A 20,648-nucleotide genomic window follows, 5' to 3' on the forward strand; every position below is an offset into this window, starting at 1 on the left:
ACGCTCACGCAGCTCATCGTTGTACTTCTTCGGTGCGGGCATCGCTGATGTTCCTCCCAGATTTCGATGTCTCCATCAAACCCGGTGCGGGACAGACCGTCTCCTCGACCTCAGCGAAGGTACGCGACCCCATGCCGTCAGGATGTTGGTGCCAGACAAGGACGGCCACAGGGGCGCGCCTATCGCTCACCACTCGCGCCACCGTGGCGGGAGGCCAGACCCGAGAGTTCTTGCGGGGCTTCCGCTCGACCGGACCGACGTCGACCAGCACAACCTCGTCGCCTGGGTGAACAAGTTTGTCGTCGCCCGGGTTCATCCGCCACGGGAAGACACTGCCCTGTCCGTGGCGCTGGTCAAGACGTTCGACCACGGCTATGGCCTGGGGCGGCAGGGCAGCTGTCTCAGCAACGGCCATGCCCAGCCAAAGGCGTGGTGGCTGCTTGGGGCGGCGAGGCGCTGGCACCGAGACCGGAGGGCGGTAGATGCTTCGTGCGCGCTTCAGCCACGCCTGATCGATCTCCTCGCTCCGGGCCTGCCATACGTCCAGCTGCTCAGCGACCTGGTCACACAGCCCTGCGTCGTCGGTGACTATGGTCGCTTCCAACAGGGAGTCGCGAGAGTGCGCCGATGCGTTGGCCGAGCCGACAACGATCCGCGTTGTCCTGCCCTTCAGGTGCATCACCTTCGCGTGCAGATTCGGAAGGGAACGAACTTCTACACCGTTGGCGAGCCAGTCGCCGATCACGGTCGGATCGACCAGGCCAGCCCTGAGCGTCGCGTCCGATCCGTTGATGATGATCATGTCGTCGGGTTGCAGGTTGAGCAGGTCCCTGGCTGCTGGACCGATGTATGCGATGGCGACGCGCTTACGGGTCGCCTGCTGCACATACCGTTCCAAGCCATCCCATGCGTTGTCGGCGATCAACCGCATCATGACCTTGATCCTGGCACTAGAGGCTCGGGACTTACATGTACTCCGCAGCGGTCTGTTCCGCTTCGGCGACGAAGGCGTCAAGTTGCTCCGGCGTCAGGCTGGCTTCCTGCAGGAGTCGGGTAAGGACGAACAGTTCTGCACCGAGCGCCACGTCCGGAGCTATGTTGTCGGCAAGTTCTGGCTCGCCGAGGGCCGCGCGGATCAGCCCTTCGGTCTCAAGTGCGGGAATGCTGTCGCCCTCCTCATAGCTGGCCCGAGCTGTGGCCACGAACTGAGCGATGTCGGCAGGTGTGGCGTCTGCTCCGAAGCGTCGGTTGACGGCGATGGCGAAGGCGGCACCGATCACCTGGAGGCCCCCCGCCCAGTTGGCGCGGTCAAGATCAGCGATGAGGGCGTCGGTTGTCTCCCAGTCGCCCCGCGCCATTGCCTGGATCAACTCACCCAGTTTCGTCACGGCCACGCCTCCTTATCCTCGGAATGTTCTTCTTGACGATTGCTGTGATCCGGTGGACTGCCACGCCAGCCAGTAGGCCGACGACGACGAGGTTTCCGGCAGCATCCGGTGCGTCTATCTTTGGCCGTACTGTCGGGTCGGGTGCACTTGGGGTCGCCGTGCCAGTGGAATGTGAGCCAGCCGCGCCGCTTGGATTTCGCACCACCTTGACTGTCTGCTGCACGGCCCGGGTCGCGCTGGCTGCCTGATCTTGTAACTCGTCCGCGTTGCGGACCGCGCGCTTGAGGAACGTCCCGACGTTCTTGCGCGCCAGTTCTCGCTTCTCACTGTCTGCGAGCAGGTCTTCGCCGGTGGGAGATGCCCCCTCGGCCGCACTCCGGGGAGTCGCCGAGCCCGGCGCAATCGCGTTGACGTAGTCGGCGAGGTGATCGGCGGCGACGCTGCTCAACCGTCCGAGTCGGCCAGCCTTCGCTGCTGACGTCTGGCTGTCCTTGATGGCTGCCTGAACCCTCGGATGGCTGCTGCCCTTACCGCCGGAAACGAAGCGGCTTGTCGCCTGCTCGATGTCTGCCTGTGTACGGATGGCCTGGATGGCGAGAGCGTCTAGATCCTTTATGGCGGAGTTGAGCTGGGCGACGACCTGGGCGATGAGGCCGCTCATCCGAGTCCGGTGACAAACGATGATGCATGGGCTTTCGCCCTCTTGATGGTCCGCAGGGTCAGATCGACCTCGCGCTGCGCGGCCAACAACGCTCCGCGGGCTGCCTGAGCCTTCTCGTGATGGCTGCCATCGAGAGTGGCCACCACAAGGCGGATCACATCCTCGAGAACGGTTCCGATGCCCTCGACCGTTGTAGTGGCCTGGTCGAGGGAATGCTCACCTTCTCCGAACACCGCCTTGACATCGCCGATGCTCACGGTCAGCCCAGGACGCTGATGTACTGCCGGGCGGCCTGGGTACTGCCCTGAAGCGTCGTCGCCGCTTCAATCAACCGCTGCTTGCTCTGCTCGGCGCGGGCGATGGCCTCGCCGATCGCCGGGTGACCGGTGCCGGCGGCGACCGAACGCAGCCGGGCGAGCACCTGCTCGGTGCCGTCGATGGCCGCCCGGATCTGGTTCGTGGTGGCGTTGCTCTGCTCGGCTGCCTGGGCGAGCGCGGCCTTCACCTGCTCGATACTGGCCATGCTGTTCCTTCCGGAGCTGCGGTAGCCGTCGACAAACCACGATGTTCACCGATCCGTGGCCGGACGAACACTATCCGACGTCCAGCAGCGTTCGCAGCCCCGCAAGGGCCAACTCTGGGCCTGAGCAATGGCGAGGGGCGACGCCCAGCGGCTGGGCGACGCCCTCGATTCGTCGATGTCAGTTGCCGAACATGTCCCGCTGCACACCCGTCACGAAGGCGGTCCACGCCGCCGGATTGAAGGCGAGGACGGGACCGTCAGGATCCTTGCTGTCTCGCAGCCCGACAGCACCGGGTAGGTTGTCCGCGACCTCGACACAGTTGCCGCCGTTATTGCTGCGGCTGGACTTGCGCCACACGGCACCGAGCAGGTCAGACACGGGAGTACTCCTTAGCGACTTGCTGAATCAGACTCAAAGATCTTGACTCGTTCAGGGTGCGGCTCGCCATGTCGGCCCAGATCGTGTTGTAGGCAGCCGTCTCGTGAGGCTTGTCGAGGTAGATCGCCCCGGTCGCGGCATCGAGATACGCCACGGGCGGCTCAACCTCCCGGCCATGATTGTCCCGGGGAAACTCCAGGAGCGAGAAGGCTCCGGTCATCGCGCCCGCGTGCAGCCCTGCAGAAAAAGCTAGAACTTGGACGGTCACGTTCGGTAGCTCGGCAGCCTTTGCGATCTGGTGAAGTTGATCAGCCATGATCGCCGCGTTGCCCACCGGGCGGCGTAACACGGCCTCGTTGATTATCACGCTGAGTTGCGGTGGGGAGAAGCGCGTGAGGAGGGTCTGCCGCTCGGCGCGGAGCTGGATAGCGCGCTGCTGCTCTTGCTGGTCGGCGGCGTCAATCGCACCGCCCGGCATCTTGAAGACCTGCTCGGCATAGGCGCGGGTCTGCAGCAGGCCAGGTACCAGTTCGGCTTCGTACTGGCGGATGCTGGAAGCTGCCGCTTCGAGACCCACGTAGAGCTGGAACCAGCGTGGCAGGCCGGCGCCGATGTAGTCGTGCCACCAGTTTTTGTTCTCACGCGTCGCCGCCGTCAGCGCAAGCAGTAGTTCCCGGTCGCCATCGGAGGCGCCGTACAGGTCGAGCATCTGTTGTACGTCAGCCTGGCGGAAGCGGACGTGTTCGGCACCGTTTTCGATCCGATGCAACGTGGCCCGTGCTCGATCCAACCGCTCAGCAGCCTGCTCCATCGTGAGCCCCGCTGCCTTGCGCAGTGATTCGAACTTGCGTCCGATCTGACGCCTTAGCATCGTCGATCCCGCTACTGACTGTGACAACTGTCCGTCCTCTGCTGGTTCGGATGGTGCGACGTCCTGGTGTCCAATTGAAGCTGCCGTGTGTCTCAGAATCAATAGACACGTCACGAACAGTAAATTTCTACAGCAAGATCGCTAATGGCGGGATGCTATTGCAACATTGCAATTGAAGTCTCGCGGTGCTTCACTCTCTCCTGCGGCCACTGTGGAAGTGCTGGTCAGGGGCCGTGTCTGCCCTGGTGCCGTACTGCGATGAGGGCTGCGGTGGCAGGTGCGTGGCGGGTCCGTCGGTGCGCGGCGGGCCGATGGGCCCGCCGTCTTCATCGCCCACGCTGACGAGAGCGAGGTCTGTCATGCGCAACCCTTTCCGGCGACGAGCCGAGCGGTACGACGCCCGGCACACCGCAGCGCACCCCATGCGGACGGCAGAGCGCACCAACAGCACCAGTCGGTCCGACGAGCAGCGGGGCGAGAGTGTCGGCACCTGTTACCGGGCGGCGAGCTTTCGGCCGTGGCAGGTGCGGGATCGGCGGTTCCGGTTGAGTCGGCGTGGCTACGACCCGGCGGAGGTGGTCGAGTTCCTCGACCGGGTGGCGGACGACCTGGAGGCCGCGTACGCGCAGGTGGCCCAGTCGCACCGGGAGGCGGCCCGGGTCCGGGAGGCGTTGCGGCAGTGGCAGGCCGAGTGGGGTAAAGCCCGGCAGGGCGGCGCGAACCACCGGCCGGTGTACCGCCAGACGGGGCAGCAGCCCGCGAACCAGGGAGCGTGGCGGTGACCGGGCGGTACGTGGTGCATCTGCCGGTTCAGGCGGGCGATCTGCTGGCGGCGCAGCGACTGGCGCGGGTGCTGGCCCGATGGGCGCGGGTGCTGCCGCAGGCCGACCCGGGGGAGACCACCGTCTCGGCCGAGGACGACCAGGGCGTACGCCATCGGGTCTTCTGTGACCTGCTGTTGCCCGGCGGCGGTAGGTGCCTGCTGCGGGCCGACCACGACGGTGACTGCGCGCGACGGCTGGGCGGTCGGTCGTGAGCACCGTGGACTGCGACGACTGCGGCGGGCTGGGTTTTCGGGTGCGGCGCTGCCAGTGCACCTGGGGTGGTGACCGGCTGATCGTGGACGGCGGCGAATACCGCGACGAGGCGTACGCCGACTGTCGGCTCTGTGGCGGTGACGGCAGTGTGGCCGAGCCGTGTCATCGGTGCGGGCGTGGTGGGCGGCGGCGGGCGGAGCTGGTGGTGACCGTGGTCAACCTGGACACCGGGGCGGCGGCGTCGCGGCGGCTGGTGCCCGGTCGGCTCGACCCACCGACCGGTCGGGAGCGGGCCCGTCGGGCGGGGGAGCTGGTCGGTGGGCTCTGCGCCACTGTCGGGGTACGCGGGCTGCGCCCACGGTGGGGACGGCGGGATCTGGACGACACGCTGTTCTGGTTGCCGCCGCAGTGGCGTCCCGAACTGCCCGAGCGGCAGCGGTGGGCGTTGGAGGCCGAGGCCCTCGCCCGGCACGATCACGACCCGTGGTGGATCTTCGTCGGCCGGGGCAGCGCCACACCGTCGCCGCCCGATCCGGCGGTCGAGCTGTCCCGGCTCTGCGGGCTGGCCGACCTGCTCCATCTTGACCTGGTGGTGGAGGCTCGCCGCCGCAGCTACGACGGGGTTGGCTGGGAGCTGCGGTACGAGCTGCCGGGCAGTCCGGTGCCGCTCGATTCGCACGGGCGTGCTCGGGACCTGCCCTCGGCGATCGCCGACACGGATTTCCGGGCGGCCATGTGCGGGTTGGACGAGCGAGGGCGGCGCGCGCCGCTGTACTCGGTGCGGGCGGTGCCGCCGGTCGGCGTACCCCCGATCATGGATCTTGACCGGTTCGGCCGGGCCGTGCTCGCGGAGCTGGTCGGCGACGCGCCCGGCGCTCAGGCGATCTGGCGGGACGGCCGCTGGTGGCACACCGCGCTGCTACCGACCGGCAGCGTCGAGAGCCTGCACGAGCGGGAGACCGGGCAGATCGTCCGGCATGTCGTGGAGACCCTGCGGCGGGCCGGCGAACCGCCCGACCCGGCCTGGTGGGGTGAGCCGATAGCGCATCGGCCCTGCCCGGACTGTCGGCCCGGCAGCCGGTTGCGTCGCTGCAACTGCCGACTCGGCACGTCCGCACCCGACCCGGACTGCCCCGACTGCTCGGGTGCCGGTCTGGCCCCCTCGGTGGGCTGCTGCTCGACCTGCCGGGACAGCGGCCGAATTCCGGCGGCCGTATCGGTGACCGTGACCGACCTGCGTCAGGTCAGCCACGAGACCTGGCGGCCCGACGGAAGCGAACCCGCCCCGGTGGTCGCCCACCAGCCCAACGGCAAACCGGTGCACCAGCTCGGCGCGCACCGGCGGCTGGCCCGCTACGCCAGCAGCTTCGGGGTGCGCCCGGCCGACCTGACCCGGCTCGACACGGACTGGCCCGTCGATCATGATCTGCTCGACGGGATCGTGACCGTTCATGAGCCCGGCGTCGACCCGGTGCGGCAGCACGTCGAGCAACTCGCCGCCGGGCTGCCCGGGGCGCGACTGTTCGTGCTGGCCGCCGTGCCGGACGCGCCACCGCTGACCGACCTGCTGCGCCTCGCCCACGCTCTAGACCTCGCCGCCGTGCTGACCTACTGCGACCATCGGCTCGACGCCGGTGACCCGCGCAAGATCCAGGGGGAGCGGTGGGATGTGCGGCTCATCGCCCGCGATGCGCCAGTCGGGGCCGAGTTTCCGTTCTGCGCCAGCGTCGAGGCGGCAGTGGCGCGCTGCGTCGAGTATCTCGACTGCCACCTGGTCGCCAGCGTGCCCCGGGACCCCGACCAGCCGGTGCCCGCACCACAGGCCGCGCCCTCGCCGCCGCTGCCGGACCCGACCGAGTTGCTGCGCCGCGTCGGCTGGCACTACGCCGGGCAGCCGGTGGTGGCGGCGTTCGACCGAACAGGCTGTCGGCTCTGGCTGACCGGGGAGGACACCCTCCAGCCACTCGCCCGGGCCGCCACCCTCGACGACGCCGTTTTCGCTCTGCGGCTGTGAGCCCGGGAGCCTGCCACAGGCGGTCGGGGGTGGGGTGGGTAGCCGGTTGACGACCACCACCGGGGTGCCCGGGGGTACCTCCTTCAGCAGCAGCCGCTGCCCGGAGCGGGTCAGCCGGATGCAGCCGTTCGTGGTTTTCCGACCCAGTTCCCCGTCGTGGTACCAGCCGCTCGACGATGATCTGGTTCCGCAGCTCGACCGTCTCGAAACCGCCGGGTGGCAGCCACGCCAGCTTGCCATCCACCCCCCCACCCCCACACCCACCTGCTGCCCCTCTCCGAGCAGAGCTGCTCAAGAAGTTGCGTCGGGATCGAGCTGGTTCCCGACGCAACTCCTTGATCACGGAAGCGAAGCGAGGAGGGGGAGGAGGGGGGTGAGGTCAGGAGAGGCGGGCGGAGAGGTGGATGGCTAGGGCGTCGTGGGCGGGGACGTTGGCGGTGAACCAGCCGTTGGCGTCGACCGTGATGACCGGGCCGGAGCAGGTGCCGCCCGAGAAGGTGCCGTGGATGATGTCGCAGTAGCGGCCGGCGGGCAGGCCGGTGTAGTAGGAGCGGCCGTTGATGGCGAAGTCCTCGTCGTTGATGGTGATGAAGCCCTTGCCGGTACGGCTGAAGGCGATGTGCTGGTAGCCGTTGTCGTACCAGTTGCTGACCCCGGTGCCCTCGGTGGCGTTGCGGAAGCCGACCATGTTCGCGATGACCGGCCAGCGGTGCTCGCACTCCCAGCCGGAGTAGCAGACCGTGTTGCGGGTCTTGTTGTTGCTGTCCGAGGGCGGGCCCGCGTCGCGGCTGCTGTAGGTGTAGCTGGACATCACCGTCGGCGAGCCGTACGGCCAGGCCAGCATGAAGGCGTTGGCCAGCGCGTAGATGCCCCGGTCGCGGTAGGTGAGCACCCCACCGTCGTCGCGTTGGGTGTCGTGGTTGTCGATGAAGACCGAGGAGACCCCGCTGGGCAGGTGGCCCCAGCCCGCACCGAAGTTGTGCAGGTAGGCCAACCGCTCGGATCGGAAGACCCGGGCCAGGTCCTTGCCGTAGCGGAACTCGTGCACGTCGCCGTTGCCGGTGTACTCCTCGGGCCGGATGGGCTCGCCGGCACCGTAGATGACCTCCTGCACGATGTACGGGCGGCGGTTCAGTCGACTGAGGATGTTGGCGATGTCGGCGGCGGGCATGTGCTTGCTGGCGTCCAGCCGGAAGCCGTCCACTCCGAGGGAGAGCAGGTCGTTGAGGTACGCGGCCAGTCGCGAGCGGACGTAGTCCGAGCCGGTCTTCAGGTCGGCCAGGTTGACCAGCTCGCAGTTCTGCACCTCGTACCGGTCGTTGTAGTTGACGATGTCGTTGTTGCCGTTGCGACCGCAGTAGTGGAAGTCCTGCGCCTGGTAGATGCCGGGGTAGACGTGGTGCTGGTACGACGACCCGGCCCAGCCGGTGCCGCCGCCTGACTGGCCGGACATGTGGTTGACGACGGCGTCGACGATCACCTTGACGCCGGCCGACTGGCAGGTCGCGACCATGGACCGGAACTGGTCGCGGGTGCCCTTGCGGGACTCGATCCGGTAGCTGACCGGCTGGTACGCCACCCACCACTGGTTGCCGCGGACGTGCTCCTGCGGGGGTGAGACCTGGACGTAGCCGTAGCCCTTCGGGCCGAGGGTGCTGGTGCACTCGGCGGCCACCGAGGGCCAGTTCCACTCGAACAGGTTGGCGATGACCTTCTTGCCGCCGCTCGGGGCGGCGACGGCCGGGGGTGCCGTCACGACGGTGGGGGTGAGCAGGGTGGCGATCGCGCCGAGGGCCACGATCGCCGTACGGAGTCGACGTCGGTGCATCGGAAGCTCCTGGGGGAGTGGGCGGTTGCCGGCATCTTGCATCGATGCTGAAAGATTTCAGCAAGATTACAAGTTGATTTCACGGGCTGTCAACGTATGGACCTGCGTCAGTGTCTGAGTGGGGTCTACACGCGCCAGGCGTGGGGGTGGTTCGACAAGTCGTGGAGATTTTTTCGGCGCGGGCTGATCCGTCCGGCATCCGACTGCGTACTGGAGTGGGGAACAGGGTCGGCCGGTGGTACGCCGCCGCGAGACGATCGAGGAGCACATGGCCCGGGCTATGCAGAACGAGACGCCGCCTGCCGTCCGTACCAGCAGCAGCAGTAGAGGGGTCCAGGTGGCCTCCCGCGGCCAGATCCTGGCGCTGTCCGCGTCCGGGCTCGCCGCGCTGTGGGCGCTGGTCATGCTCACCGGCGCGGGCCAGAAGGCGTACGCGATGGGGTTCTTCTTCACGGAGTTCTTCGCCGGGGTGATCGCCCTCGTCGCGCTGAGCCTCACGGTGATGATGGGTCTGCTCTCCACCGACCGGCTGGTGCTGCTCATCCGGCACCGGGTCCTGTTGCAGTCCGCGCACCGGGCCACCGGCATCCTCGGGGTGGCCGGCCTGGGCTTCCACGTCATCACCAAGATCACCACCGGCCGGGCCGGGATGACGGACGCGGCCGTGCCCTTCGTCGGTGGGCGGGGCCTCTACGTCGGGCTCGGTACCATCGCCGCGCTGCTCATGGTGAGCGTGCTGTGGACCGGGATCATCCGGGCCCGGTTCGCCGACATCGGTCCCAAGTGGGTGTGGAGGGCCCTGCACTCCCTGGCGTACCTGTCCTGGCCGTTCGGCATCTTCCACGGCCTCGGGGCCGGCCGCCCGCCGGCCACCTGGGTCAGCCTGAGCTACGGACTCTGCGTGGTGCTGGTCGTGATGGCCCTGCTGGTCCGCCTCTCGGTGACCCTTCAGCGGCGCAGCCGGGAGCGACACCAGGCCGCCGCCCTGAACGAGGCGATGACCGGCAAGGGCAGCGACGAGACCCGGCCGAAGACCCTGCTCGGCAGCCTGACCAAGCGGGCCGGTGAGGGGGAGCGGACCCGCCGCGACACGAGTTGGGCGGAGAGCACCTCCGGTACCTGGGCCAGCCCCACCATCCGGCGCAACAACCCGGAGCGGTTCACCGTGCCGGTGGTCCCGCAGCCGGGCACCCTGCGCGAACCGGTCCGCCCCGGCCGAGAGCGCCGCGAGGAGGAGTTCGAGCCGGCCGCCCGGCGTACCTCCTGGCGCGAGGAGGAGGACCTGGAGCCGGCCCCGCGCCGAGTCCGGCGTGACGACGACCTGGAACCGGCGCCGCGTAGGTCCCGACGGGACGAGGAGTCCAGCCGCCGACGCTCCGCCCGGCGGGAGGAGGACTACGAACCGGTGGCCCGCCGCTCGACCCGCCGCCGCGACGAGGACCTGGAGCCGGAGGTCGACCGGGAGCCGGGCGGTCGGCGCTACCGCGACGAGGAGGGGTACGGCCGGTCGCGGCGCTCGCGCTCCGAGGTGGAGGCCGGTACCCGCTACTCGGCACCCCCCGAGCGGACCGTCGAGGAGCCGGAGGAGCCCTGGGACAGCCCACGCCGCTGGGAGTCCACCGCGCCGATCTCCGGTTCACCGATCTCCGGGTCGCCGATCTCGGCGGCGCCGCGCAGCGGGGGTGGGCGGCACAGCGCCGACGACGAGGGGCCCGAGGCGGAGACCGACTACTGGCGGCCCCCGGCGCGGTACGCCCCGGAGGAGGTCGCCGAGGACGACACCCCGACCCTGGTAGACCTGGCCGCCCGGCGGGCTAAGCGGGCCGCCGGAGACAGCCGGCGTCGCCGCCGGGCCGACCCGGACTCGGTAGACGGGGCCTACTGGGCCGGCCTGCGAGGGGAGGCCAAGTGACGATGCGCACCACCGTGCCACCGGTCGCCTGTATCGGCGAGCCACGGCTCACCGCCGGGTTCGCCGAGTTCGGCCGCCTGGACCTGCGGGCGCACGACATGGTGCACGGCCCGATCAGCCCGATGGAGCCGTCGGCCCTGCTGCGGCTGGCCGAGGGCATCCAGCTCAAGGGCAAGGGCGGGGCAGGGTTCCCGTTCGCCCGGAAGCTGCGGGCGGTGCTGGAGTCCTGCGAGCGCCAGGACCTGCCCCCGGTGGTGGTGGTCAACGCCACCGAGGGCGAGCCGGCCAGCTGGAAGGACAAGGTCATCCTCACCCGGGCACCGCACCTGATCCTCGACGGTGCCGCCCTGGCCGCCTTCGCCCTGGACGCCGAGGAGATCGTGCTCTGCGTGGCCGACGACCTGATCGGCCGGGACTCCCTGATGGAGGCGCTGGAGGAGCGCCGGATGCCGGTGCCGACCAGTGTGGTCACCGTGCCGCACCGCTTCATCAGCGGCGAGGGCGGTGCCCTGGTCAACGGGATCAACGGCCTGCCGCACATCCCGCCCGGTACGAAGAAGCGGTCCAGTGACTCCGGCGTCAACAACCTGCCCACCCTGCTGTCCAACGCCGAGACGTACTCCCAGTTGGCCATCGCCGCCCGGCTGGGCCCGTACGAGTACGCGGCCCTCGGCACGGACGACGAGCCCGGCACGGTGCTGCTGAGCATCACCGGCGCGGCCAAACGCCACGCGGTGGTGGAATGCGCCGCCGGCACCCCCCTGCGGGAGATCCTCGAACTCTGTGAGGTGCCCGAGGGGCCCGGCATCCTGATGGGCGGCTACCACGGCAAGTGGATCACCTGGGAGGCGGCGAACAAGGCCGAGGTCTCCCGCAAGGGACTGGCCGCGGTCGGCGGCACCCTCGGCGCCGGCATCATCGTCCCGCTGGCCAACGACACCTGCCCACTGGGCGAGGCCGCCCAGGTGGTGCGGTATCTGGCCGGGGAGTCCGCCGGGCAGTGCGGCCCCTGCAAGCGCGGGCTGCCGGACCTGGCCCGCGCGGTCGACCTGGCGGTCTCCGGCAGCGCCCCGGTGGAGGTCGTCCGCGCCGCCGCCGGAGACGTCAAGGGACGCGGCGCGTGCAGCCACCCGGACGGCACCTCCCGGTTCGCCCTGTCCGCGATGGAGGTCTTCGCCGAGGACCTGAAGAAGCACACCACCGGAGAAGGCTGCGGGCGACGGGTCAAGGGCGTGATGGGCCTGCCCGGTGCCCCCGACCCGGACCCGCAGAAGCTGGTCCTGGACTGGTCCCGCTGCGACGGTCACGGCCTCTGCGCCCACGTGGTACCGGACTTCATCCGGCTGGACCAGAACGGGTACCCGGCCTTCCCACCCACCCCCGTGCCCACCTGGCTGCGGGAGGGCGCCTCCAAGGCGGTCAAGGTCTGCCCGGAGCTGGCCCTGCGACTGACCAAGGCCTGAAAGCCGCCCGGCAGCCTCTGGCTGGCCGGCGGCGACGCCCGGCCAGCCAGGCCTGGACGGTGGCCGAGATCGCCCCGGGGTTCCGGGACACCGTGCCGATCGTCGGAGTGGCCGGGCTGGGCGAACACCGGGCGATGACCGACTTCGTCAGCGAGTTCGAGTTGGCGCCGGTGCCGCAGCTCGATGACCGGGAGGGTGCGCTCTGGCGGCGCTTCGGGGTAACCGAACAGAGCATCTTCGTGATCATCGATCGGGAGGGTCGGGTGATCCACAAGGGTTGGCTGGACGGGGAGGACCTCACCCGCCGGGTCACCGCCCTGGCCGCCTGATGCCAAGGTCGTCGTACCGGCGTGGGGGACCCGGCTGATGGAGGCCACCCTGCTGCTGGCGTTGACCGCGGGGATGCTCGGGGCGGTCAACCCGTGCGGCTTCGCGATGCTGCCGGCGTACCTGTCGCTGCTGGTGGCCGGGGCTCCCGACAGCGGTGGCGCGGTACGACGGGCGCTCACCGCCGCCGCCGCGCTGACCCTCGGGTACGTCGTCGTGTTCGGTGCCTTCGGCCTGGCCCTGGCCCCCCTCGCCGGCTGGCTGCACCCCCGGCTGCCCTGGTTCACCGTAGGGCTGGGGCTGCTGCTGGTGCTGCTCGGCTGCTGGCTGCTCGCCGGCCGACGACTACCCACCCCGGGGGGCCTGGCCCGGGCACCCCGACTGACCCGTTCGCTGCCGTCGATGGTGCTGTTCGGCATGGCGTACGCGGTCGCCTCGCTGGGCTGCGCCATCGCCCCGTTCCTGGCCATCGTGGTGACCAGCCTGCGGGCCGAGACGCTGCCGCGCGGGCTGGCCCTCTTCGGGGCGTACGCCCTGGGGATGGGTCTGGTGGTGGCGGTGGCCGCCCTCGGCGTGGCCCTGCTGCGTGGGGAGGTGGTGGCCCGGCTGCGTGGCGCCGGCGCCTGGGTGCCCCGACTCAGCGGCCTGGTGCTGCTGCTCGCCGGCGGCTATGTCGCCTGGTACGGCTGGTACGAGGCCCGCCTGTTCGCCGGCCACCGAGACGCCCTCACCGACCCGGTGATCGTCGCGGCAGCGCAGGTCCAACGCTGGCTGGCCACCACCCTGGACACCGCCGGCCCCACGCTGCTGCTCGCCCTCCTCCTAACCACCCTCACCCTCCTGACCCTCCTCACCCACCCCCGCCGCCCCCCTGACCCCCGCGATCTTGCACTTTCTGTCCCGACAAAGGGGGCAGATGCGGACGTTTCAGCGACCAAAAGTGCAAGATCGCCGCAGAGGTCGAGGGCGCGGGGAGGGGAAGAGGGCGAGGGGAAGAGGGCGAGGGAGAGGGGTTAGCGGGGGGTCAGGCGGTCGGTGCCCAGGCGGTCGCGGAGGACCTCGGGGACCAGGACTGAGCCGTCGGGCTGCTGGAACTGCTCCAGGATGGCCGGGTACAGCCGGCTGGTGGCCAGGGCGGAACCGTTGAGGGTGTGGACGAAGCGGGTCTGCTTGCCGCCCGGCTCCCGGTAGCGGATGGCCGCCCGGCGGGCCTGGTAGTCACCGCCCCAGGAGACCGAGGAGACCTCCTTGTACTTGCCGGTGCTCGGCATCCACACCTCGATGTCTAGGGTCTTGCGCATCGAAGCGCTGGAGTCCCCGGCGGCCAGCAGACTGCGCTGGTAGTGCAGCCCCAGCCCTTCGACCAGGCTCTCCGCGTGGGTGACCATCTGCTCCAGCGCGGCCTCGGCCTGCTCGGGCAGGGTGAATTGGAAGATCTCCACCTTGTTGAACTGGTGGCCGCGGACCGTACCCCGCTCGTCCGAATGGGACCCGGCGGCTTCCCGCCGGTAGCAGGGGGTGTACGCGAACACCCGCAGCGGCAGCTTCGCGGTGTCCAGGATCTCGTCCTGGTACGCCCCGAGGATCGCGGTCTCCGCGGTGGGCAGCAGGAACTGTCCACGCGGGGCGGACTGCTTGTCCAGGTGGTAGACGTCGTCGTAGAACTTGGGGAACTGGCCGGCGGCGAAACCGGCCGTGTCCAGCAGCAGGTGCGGGGGGAGCAGGAACTCGTACCCGGCCTCGATGTTGCGCTCGATCAACCAGTTGATCAGCGCCCACTCCAGCCGGGCGCCCAGCCCGGTGTACATCCAGAAGCCCGACCCGCCCAGCTTGACCCCACGCTCGTGGTCGACCAGACCCAGCATCCGGCTCAACTCGACATGGTCCCGCAGCTTCTCGATGACCGGCGGGGAACCGAAGGTCTTGACCACCCGGTTGGCTTCCTTGCCACCGGAGATCACGTCGTCGGCGGGCAGGTTGGGCAGCTCGCTCATCACGGTACGCAGCCGGGACTGCACCTCGTCGAGCTCGGCCTCCAACTCGGCGACCTGCTTGCGCCCGGCCTCGTCGGTCACCTGCGGCTCGACACCGGCCCGCTTGGCCTGCGCGTACGCCCGGGCCTCGGCCTTGCGACGCTGCCGCTCCCCGTCGATCTCGGTGATCAGCCGGCGGCGTTCCCGGTCTAGGTGCTGGATCTCGTCCAGCGCCTGGTCGACCTCGGCGGCATCGAGCCGCTTGGCCAGCGCGGTCGCCACCGCGTCGCGATCCTTACGGATCAACTCCATGTCGAGCATGCTGCTCCGTACCTTCAGGTCAGGCGGACCCGCTGATGCTACCGCCGGACACCGACCGTGCTGCCTCCCGCACCCGACCCTCCTCCATCCGGGCCCGACCGGCCCGGCACACCCGCCCACACCACCGGTCCAGCGCTCACCGGCGGATCAGAGCGCGAGGCGGATCAGGCGTCAGCGTTCACAGGCGGATCGGCATCAGGATGGAGAAGGCGCCCTGGTCGTCCGGGCGGCGGATGGTCAGCGGGGTGAGCGGGCTGTCGAGCTCCAGGGTCAGGTGCCGGCCGCCCGCCGCGTCCAGCGCATCGAGCAGGTAGTCGCCGTTGACGCCGACCCGCAGTTCGGTGCCGTCCGCGCCGACCCGGTCGCCGCCGTCGGTCAGGTCGCCGCCGTCGGTCAGGTCCTCCGGGCCGAGCAGACGGAGGCGGTCCGGGGTACCCAGGCCGAGCACGGTCACCGGCCAGGACCGGCCGGCGTACTCCCGCAGGAGGGTCGGTCCGCCCGCCCGCAACGCGGCGACCAGCCAATCCGCGTCGACCGGAACCCGCCGGGCGGCATCGGAGCGCGGCAGCAGCACGTGGTAGTCCGGAAACTCCTCCGGCAGGGCGGTGGCGCGCAGTTCCTGCTCGGCCACCTGGGCTACCAGCGACGAGGCGGACAGGACCAACTCGACCTCACCCTGCTCCGGGCCATTTGGAGAGGGGGTGTCCAGCAGGCGGCGCAGGGCCTCCACCGCCGCCAGGGGCAGCAGGGTCCGCACCGGCGGGCCCTGCACCACCGCCTCGGCCGTCGCCACCGCCAACCGGTGCCGGTCGGTGGCCACCAGTTCCAGGCCGGTGCCGGTCACCTCGAACAGCACCCCGGTCAACCCCGGCACCGCCGGGTCGGTGCCGACCGCGAACCGCACGGCGTCCATGGCGGCGACCAGCGCGGCACCGGTCAGGGTCAGCCGGGTCAGGGTGGCGGGCCGCTCGGCCGGCAGCAGGGACCGGATCCGGGACACCTCCCGACGAGCGTCGGCCAACCCCTGCTCCAGCCGCCGCAGGTGGGTGTCCAGGAGCCGGTGCACCACGGCCGGTTCGGCGCGTACCGCCTCGGCGATCTCGGCCACCGGCATGCCGGCCCGGCGTAGCCCGGCCACCAGCCGGGCGGGCGCCACCTGGTCGTGGGTGTAGCGGCGGTAGCCGGTCACCGGGTCGACCCGGGCGGGCACCAGCACCCCGGCGGCGTCGTAGAACCGCAGGGCGCTCACCGTCAGTCCGCTGGCCCGAGCCAACTCGCCGATGCTGCGCAGGTCACTGTCCACCCCTCAGATCGTGCCCCCTCGACCTGCTTGAGGGTCAACCCGCCGAAAGGACCTCGAAGGTCAGGCCGGCGGCGGTCAGGCGGTGCAGCAGGGCGTCGCCCATCGCGGTTACCGGGGTGACCTGCCCGGCGGTGGGCGGCAGGTCGTCCAGGGCCAGGCAGAGGGCCGACTCGGCGAGCATCTTCGCGGTCTCGTCGTACCCGGGATCTCCGCCGGCCACCTCGGTGACCACCCGTCGGTCGCCGCCGCGACCGACGAACCGGACCCGGAACCACGACCTGGCCCGCTGCTCCGGGCTGGGTCCCTGCCCGGAGGCGAGTCGGCCGAGCAGCCAACGCCGGGTCGGCGGCAGTTTCACCAGGGCGGTCAGGGCCCCCAGACCGGCACCGGCGGCCAGCACGGTCGGCAGTCGCCGTACCGCCGCGAAGTGTCGGTAACGGAAGTCCGGGCCGTACTCCGGGCGGGCCGCGGCGGATCGGCGGACCACCTGGGGGTCGATGGTGGGCAGGGGTACCGCCCAGACCGGCAGGTCGCGGGAGCGGGCCACCTTGCCGGGCACGGCCCGCACCTGGCGGCCGGTCGGGCGGGGCTCCACCGCGCGGCGTTCGCGGGCCGCCCGGGCGGTCTCGGCGGTACGCGAGAAGGCGGTCAACGCGGAGTGGTAGGTGCCGGCGGAGACCCGGCCACCGGCGCGTACGTAGCCGTCCACGGTGATCGGCACCTCGGCGGGCAGGTGCTTGATGGTGAACCAGACCCCCAGGTCATGGGGGATGGAGTCGAACCCGCAGGCGTGCACCAGGCGGGCGCCGGTGCGTACCGCCTCGGCGTGGTGGCGCACGTACATCAGGTCGACGAACTCCGGTTCCCCGGTGATGTCCAGGTAGTCCGTGCCGGCGGCGGCGCAGGCGGCCACCAGCGGCTCCCCGTGCCGGATGTACGGCCCTACCGTGCTGGCCACCACCCGGGCGGCCTCCGCCACCGCCCGCAGCGACCCCGGGTCGGTGACCTCGGCGGTGAGCAGGGGCAGGGTGGCCAGGGCCGGGTCGATCCCGGCCAGCCGGTCACGGACGGCGGCCAGCTTGTCCGGGTTGCGTCCGGCGATCGCCCACCGCAGCCCGGGTGGGGCGTGTCGGGCGAGGTATTCGGCGGTCAGCCCGCCGGTGAAGCCGGTAGCCCCGAACAACACGATGTCGTACGCCCGCTCCGCCGTCATCCCGCGATGATGCCAGGCCGCCCGGTCAACCGCTCGCTACCGCCGTGTCCGCACTCAGCCCGCGCGGCCGGTCGGCGGCAGTTCCCCGGTCTCGGCCAGCTGCTTGGCCTGCCACAATGCGTGCCGGACCGCCAGCCGGGGGTCGTCTGCGACCAGATGCGCACCCAGCCCGGTGGGGTCGGCCACCGGCCGGGCGGCCAGTTCGGTGCGTCGCCCGTCGGGCGGGCCGCGCAGCTCCACCTGGACGGCCCCGTCCAGCCGACGCAGCGGCTCCGGCCAGATCCCGGCCGGCAGCACCTCCTCGGGCGGCCGGGCGATGGCGATCACCTGCCAGGACCGGGTCCCTCCGGAGGGCGCACCGGTCCGGCCGCGCAGCCGACGGCCCAGGGCGGTGCGCAGGGCCCGCAGGGTGGCCGTACCGAGGACGCCGAGCACCGCGAAGCCCGTTCCCACCCGTCCCACCGGTACCCCTTCCGTCGGCCGATCTCCACCCTCACCGTGGTCGGGGTGAACCCGGCTCCCCCCGAAGGGGTGAACCGCCCGGGGCCGGGTAACCGCCGGCCGCAGGACCCCAGGGGGAGGGGACACACGGCCGTGGGGGTGGGGGACCGGATGGCGCAGGACCGCAGAAACCTCCGGACCGCCGTACCGGGCGCTCCACCCGTGCTGGCCTCCCGGCTGTCCCCGGCCGCCCTGCCCGAACCGGTGGTGCTGCGCCCCCGGCTGGCCCGGCTGCTGGACGAGGCCGTGGCCCGACCGGTCACCCTGCTGCGCGCCCCGGCAGGCTGGGGAAAGACGACGGTGCTGGCCTCGTGGCGGCAGGCGGTCACCCAGGCGGGTGGGGCAGGACCGGCCTGGGTCTCCGTCGAGGCCGGGGACGACGCGGACCGGCTCTGGGCCTACCTGGCCGCGGCCCTGCGCTCGAGCATCGAGGCGGACCCGACGGCGACCCCGATCCCTGATCGGCCGCCCGGACCGGACGAGTTGGAGGTGCTGGCCGCCGCCCTGGCCGCCCGGGAACAGCCGGTGGTGCTGATCCTGGACGACCTGCACCGGGTCACCGATCCGGCGGCGGTGACCGGGCTGGAGTTCCTGCTGCGGCACACGGACCAGCGGCTGCGCCTGGTGATGGCCGGGCGTCACGGCCCACCCCTGGCGGTGCAGCGACTACGGCTGGCCGGTGAGTTGACCGAGATCGGCCGGGAGGAGTTGGCCTTCACCGGCGACGAGATCGCCGACCTGCTGACCGCGCACGGGGCGGCGGTGCCGGTGGCGGCGGTACGGCGGCTGCGGCAGCGGACCGAGGGCTGGCCGGCGGCCCTGCGCATCGCCGCCCTGGCCCTGCGCCAGCAGTCGGATCCGCAACGGTGGATCGACCAGCTCGGGGCCGACCAGCCGGAGATCGCCGGCTACCTGCGCGAGGAGGTGCTCGCCGGGCTGGCCCCGCAGGACCGGGAGCTGCTGCGCCGGGCCGCGGTGGCGGACACCGTCTGCGTCGGGCTGGCCGGCGCGCTGACCGGGAACCCGGCCGTCGAGGAGCGGCTGAGTGCTCTGGCCGAGGACGCCGGGTTGCTGCACCACGACGGGGGCAGCCCGGCGTGGTACCGCTGCCATCCCCTCCTGGCCGACCTGCTGCACCGCGAGTTGGCTCGACTGCCTGCCGAGGAACTGCGTGACCTGCACCTAAGCGCCCAGGGCTGGTACGCCGACAACGGTCGACCGGCCGAGGCCCTGCGGCACGCCCTGGCCGCGCAGGACTGGATCACCGCGGTCGACGTGTTCGTCACCCGATGGCCGGAACTAGTCCCGGCGGGCCGGGGGGACCGGTCCGGACCGCCGCCCCCGGCACCCCCGCCGGAGGCGGTGACCCGGGATCCGGAACTCGCCCTGGCCTGCGCCGTCGAGCGGGCCCTGCACGGCGACCGGGAGGCGGCCGAGACCCGACTGCGGCTGGCCGCCGAGCCCGCCCGCCGACTTCCCGAGCCCCGCCGGACCCGGTACCGCCGGCTGGCCGCCGCCGCAGACCTCGCCCTGGCCCGGCTGACCGACAACCCCGCAGCCGTACGCACAGCCGCCACCCGGTTGCTAGCCACCAGTTCCTTCAAGGGGGGTGTTCCGGGCGCGCAGGACGCGGGTGCCGCCGTCACTGCCTCCCCGAGGGCCCTGGACGCGCCGGAACCCGCCGCCGGTGTGCCGCGTACCGCAGACAGTGCCGACGTGGCGGCGGTGGCCGGCGCGGAGTTGGCTCGACTGGCCCTGGAGGCCGGGGAGTTGACCGAGGCGGCGCAGGGGTTCGAGGGGGCGTTGTCGGCGGCCCGGGTGGCCGGCCGACTCCGCCCGGAGCTGGTCTGTGCCAGCCGTGGGGCACTGCTGGCGGCGCTGCGCGGCAACCTGCGGGCGGCCGAGGAGATGGCCCGTGCCGCCCTCGCCCTGCCCCCCTGTCAGGGCTGGTCGGCGCCGCTGGACTGCGGCTACGCGTACCTGGCCCTGGGGTTGGTGGCGCTGTGCCGGGACCAGCCGGCGGAGGCGGCGGCGAACCTCACCCTGGCCGCGGCGGCCACCGGCGACCCCCCGGTCGGGGCGGTGGCGGCCTGGTGCCAGTCCCTGCTGAGCCGGGACGAGGGGGACCTGGGGCAGGCGCACCGCCTGCTCGTGGCGGCCCGGGAGTGCTGGTCGCCGCGAACCGGCCCGTTGGCGGCCCGGCTGCTCGCCGCCGACCTGGAGCTGCACGCCGCCCGGGGTGACCTGGCCACCGCCCGTGAGCTGGCGGCCGGTGCGATGGCGCAGGTCAGCACCCCCGGGCGGGACGAGTCCACGGCCGTGCTGGCGGTGGCGGCGGCCCGGGTGGAGCTGCGGGCCGGTGACCCGCACGCCGCCGCCCGGCTGCTGCCGGACTGGGCGGCCGGGACGGCAGCCGACTGGCCCCTGCCGGTACGCCTGGACGCCGCGCTGCTGGACGCGGTGCTGGCGGCCACCGAGGGCGACCACCGCCGGGCGGGGCGCATTCTGGAACAGGCCCTCGACCTGGCCGCCCCCGACGGTCACCGTCGGTCCTTCCTGCGGGCCGAGCCGGGCCTGCGGGACCTGCTGGCCGCTCACCTGGACGCCGGTACGGCGCACTGGCCGATGGTCAGCGACCTGGTCCGAGCGGTGGACACCCCGGCGGAATCGACCACCTCGGGTACCTCCGTGGCGGCGGCTCTGGACGAGCCCCTGACCGAGCGGGAGCTGACCATCCTGCGCTACCTGCAGAGCATCCTGTCCAATGTGGAGATAGCTGCCGAACTGTCGGTGTCGGTGAACACCGTCAAGACCCACGTACGCAACATCTACCGCAAACTCGACGCCACCCGCCGCCGCGACGCTGTCCGCCGCGCCCGCGAACTGCACCTCATCTAGAGATCCGGTGCGGGTTCGCGGGCGGGCGGCGGGACG

20 protein-coding genes are annotated in these 20,648 nt (G+C 71.4%); 8 read left to right on the plus strand and 12 right to left on the minus strand.

Features of this window, described 5'->3' with window-relative positions; translation table 11 throughout:
• Positions 1-13: 13 nt before the first annotated feature.
• The 7 genes from ACGFIK_RS25080 to ACGFIK_RS25110 form a co-directional block, all read right to left on the minus strand.
• Positions 14-934, minus strand: coding sequence for a hypothetical protein (locus tag ACGFIK_RS25080; RefSeq protein ID WP_327024605.1), 921 nt, complete (start codon positions 932-934; stop codon positions 14-16).
• 31 nt (positions 935-965) lie between these two features.
• The gene (locus ACGFIK_RS25085; RefSeq protein ID WP_327024606.1) at positions 966-1,388 is read right to left on the minus strand and encodes a hypothetical protein; all 423 of its coding nucleotides are present in this window, start codon (positions 1,386-1,388) and stop codon (positions 966-968) included.
• Positions 1,372-2,049 (minus strand): hypothetical protein, encoded by a 678-nt coding sequence (locus ACGFIK_RS25090; protein ID WP_327024607.1) that lies wholly within the window; start codon positions 2,047-2,049, stop codon positions 1,372-1,374. Before ACGFIK_RS25090 ends, ACGFIK_RS25085 begins: the two co-directional genes overlap by 17 nt.
• Positions 2,046-2,306 carry a hypothetical protein gene (locus ACGFIK_RS25095; RefSeq protein WP_327024608.1) on the minus strand — a complete coding sequence of 87 codons (261 nt, stop codon included), beginning with the start codon at positions 2,304-2,306 and terminating at the stop codon, positions 2,046-2,048. The genes ACGFIK_RS25090 and ACGFIK_RS25095 overlap by 4 nt, the downstream gene beginning before the upstream one ends.
• Positions 2,307-2,308: 2 nt before the next feature.
• A complete protein-coding gene (locus tag ACGFIK_RS25100; protein WP_327024609.1) occupies positions 2,309-2,572 on the minus strand; it encodes a hypothetical protein in 264 nt (87 codons plus the stop codon).
• A 178-nt stretch (positions 2,573-2,750) separates the two neighbouring features.
• Positions 2,751-2,951, minus strand: a complete 201-nt coding sequence (locus ACGFIK_RS25105) for a DUF397 domain-containing protein (RefSeq protein ID WP_327024610.1) — start codon at positions 2,949-2,951, stop codon at positions 2,751-2,753.
• Positions 2,944-3,822, minus strand: a complete 879-nt coding sequence (locus ACGFIK_RS25110; protein ID WP_327024611.1) for a helix-turn-helix transcriptional regulator — start codon at positions 3,820-3,822, stop codon at positions 2,944-2,946. The genes ACGFIK_RS25105 and ACGFIK_RS25110 overlap by 8 nt, the downstream gene beginning before the upstream one ends.
• A gap of 422 nt (positions 3,823-4,244) precedes the next feature.
• On the opposite strand from ACGFIK_RS25110, the gene ACGFIK_RS25115 reads away from it, so the two are divergent.
• From ACGFIK_RS25115 to ACGFIK_RS25125, 3 genes are read left to right on the plus strand one after another with little or no spacing between them, the layout of a single operon-like run.
• The gene (locus ACGFIK_RS25115; RefSeq protein ID WP_327027015.1) at positions 4,245-4,604 is read left to right on the plus strand and encodes a DivIVA domain-containing protein; all 360 of its coding nucleotides are present in this window, start codon (positions 4,245-4,247) and stop codon (positions 4,602-4,604) included.
• Positions 4,601-4,858 (plus strand): hypothetical protein, encoded by a 258-nt coding sequence (locus tag ACGFIK_RS25120; RefSeq protein ID WP_327024612.1) that lies wholly within the window; start codon positions 4,601-4,603, stop codon positions 4,856-4,858. Before ACGFIK_RS25115 ends, ACGFIK_RS25120 begins: the two co-directional genes overlap by 4 nt.
• On the plus strand, positions 4,855-6,873 hold the full coding sequence (locus ACGFIK_RS25125) for a hypothetical protein (RefSeq protein ID WP_393341603.1): 2,019 nt from the start codon (positions 4,855-4,857) through the stop codon (positions 6,871-6,873). Before ACGFIK_RS25120 ends, ACGFIK_RS25125 begins: the two co-directional genes overlap by 4 nt.
• A 379-nt stretch (positions 6,874-7,252) precedes the next feature.
• Here the strand turns inward: ACGFIK_RS25125 and ACGFIK_RS25130 are convergent, their stop codons facing one another.
• Positions 7,253-8,701 (minus strand): alpha-amylase family protein, encoded by a 1,449-nt coding sequence (locus tag ACGFIK_RS25130; protein WP_327024614.1) that lies wholly within the window; start codon positions 8,699-8,701, stop codon positions 7,253-7,255.
• Positions 8,702-8,936: 235 nt separating this feature from the next.
• Here ACGFIK_RS25130 and ACGFIK_RS25135 point away from each other — a divergent pair, with 235 nt between their 5' ends.
• Genes ACGFIK_RS25135 through ACGFIK_RS25150 form a run of 4 tightly spaced genes read left to right on the plus strand, consistent with a single transcriptional unit; the run spans position 8,937 to position 13,420 of the window.
• Complete coding sequence (locus ACGFIK_RS25135) at positions 8,937-10,613, plus strand: hypothetical protein (RefSeq protein WP_393341606.1); 1,677 nt, start codon at positions 8,937-8,939, stop codon at positions 10,611-10,613.
• 2 nt (positions 10,614-10,615) lie between these two features.
• On the plus strand, positions 10,616-12,076 hold the full coding sequence (locus ACGFIK_RS25140; protein WP_327027016.1) for an NADH-ubiquinone oxidoreductase-F iron-sulfur binding region domain-containing protein: 1,461 nt from the start codon (positions 10,616-10,618) through the stop codon (positions 12,074-12,076).
• A gap of 59 nt (positions 12,077-12,135) precedes the next feature.
• Positions 12,136-12,405, plus strand: a complete 270-nt coding sequence (locus tag ACGFIK_RS25145) for a hypothetical protein (RefSeq protein ID WP_327024616.1) — start codon at positions 12,136-12,138, stop codon at positions 12,403-12,405.
• 37 nt (positions 12,406-12,442) lie between these two features.
• Complete coding sequence (locus ACGFIK_RS25150; protein WP_393341609.1) at positions 12,443-13,420, plus strand: cytochrome c biogenesis CcdA family protein; 978 nt, start codon at positions 12,443-12,445, stop codon at positions 13,418-13,420.
• On the opposite strand, the gene serS is transcribed toward ACGFIK_RS25150, so the two are convergent.
• The 4 genes from serS to ACGFIK_RS25170 form a co-directional block, all read right to left on the minus strand.
• Entirely contained in the window at positions 13,417-14,697 is a 1,281-nt protein-coding gene (gene serS / locus ACGFIK_RS25155) for a serine--tRNA ligase (RefSeq protein ID WP_327024618.1), read from the minus strand. The genes ACGFIK_RS25150 and serS overlap by 4 nt on opposite strands.
• A 178-nt stretch (positions 14,698-14,875) precedes the next feature.
• Entirely contained in the window at positions 14,876-16,000 is a 1,125-nt protein-coding gene (locus ACGFIK_RS25160; RefSeq protein WP_327024619.1) for a MerR family transcriptional regulator, read from the minus strand.
• 34 nt (positions 16,001-16,034) lie between these two features.
• Positions 16,035-17,213: a saccharopine dehydrogenase NADP-binding domain-containing protein gene (locus ACGFIK_RS25165; RefSeq protein WP_327024620.1), complete on the minus strand. Its 1,179-nt coding sequence runs from the start codon at positions 17,211-17,213 to the stop codon at positions 16,035-16,037.
• Between the two features lie 54 nt (positions 17,214-17,267).
• Positions 17,268-17,666 (minus strand): hypothetical protein, encoded by a 399-nt coding sequence (locus ACGFIK_RS25170; protein WP_393341668.1) that lies wholly within the window; start codon positions 17,664-17,666, stop codon positions 17,268-17,270.
• Positions 17,667-17,825: 159 nt separating this feature from the next.
• Here ACGFIK_RS25170 and ACGFIK_RS25175 point away from each other — a divergent pair, with 159 nt between their 5' ends.
• Complete coding sequence (locus ACGFIK_RS25175; RefSeq protein ID WP_327024622.1) at positions 17,826-20,612, plus strand: LuxR C-terminal-related transcriptional regulator; 2,787 nt, start codon at positions 17,826-17,828, stop codon at positions 20,610-20,612.
• Positions 20,613-20,648: the final 36 nt, after the last annotated feature.

It is taken from the genome of Micromonospora sp. NPDC048871, assembly GCF_043198155.1.
Lineage (GTDB): Bacteria > Actinomycetota > Actinomycetes > Mycobacteriales > Micromonosporaceae > Micromonospora.

Coding starts and splice junctions, on each gene's coding strand:
- ACGFIK_RS25080 (WP_327024605.1), bottom strand. CDS start 934: ATGATGCGGTTGATCGCCGACAACGCATGGGATGGCTTGGAACGGTAT.
- ACGFIK_RS25090 (WP_327024607.1), bottom strand. CDS start 2,049: ATGAGCGGCCTCATCGCCCAGGTCGTCGCCCAGCTCAACTCCGCCATA.
- ACGFIK_RS25100 (WP_327024609.1), bottom strand. CDS start 2,572: ATGGCCAGTATCGAGCAGGTGAAGGCCGCGCTCGCCCAGGCAGCCGAG.
- ACGFIK_RS25110 (WP_327024611.1), bottom strand. CDS start 3,822: ATGCTAAGGCGTCAGATCGGACGCAAGTTCGAATCACTGCGCAAGGCA.
- ACGFIK_RS25115 (WP_327027015.1), top strand. CDS start 4,245: ATGCGGACGGCAGAGCGCACCAACAGCACCAGTCGGTCCGACGAGCAG.
- ACGFIK_RS25130 (WP_327024614.1), bottom strand. CDS start 8,701: ATGCACCGACGTCGACTCCGTACGGCGATCGTGGCCCTCGGCGCGATC.
- ACGFIK_RS25140 (WP_327027016.1), top strand. CDS start 10,616: ATGCGCACCACCGTGCCACCGGTCGCCTGTATCGGCGAGCCACGGCTC.
- ACGFIK_RS25150 (WP_393341609.1), top strand. CDS start 12,443: ATGGAGGCCACCCTGCTGCTGGCGTTGACCGCGGGGATGCTCGGGGCG.
- serS (WP_327024618.1), bottom strand. CDS start 14,697: ATGCTCGACATGGAGTTGATCCGTAAGGATCGCGACGCGGTGGCGACC.
- ACGFIK_RS25165 (WP_327024620.1), bottom strand. CDS start 17,213: ATGACGGCGGAGCGGGCGTACGACATCGTGTTGTTCGGGGCTACCGGC.
- ACGFIK_RS25175 (WP_327024622.1), top strand. CDS start 17,826: ATGGCGCAGGACCGCAGAAACCTCCGGACCGCCGTACCGGGCGCTCCA.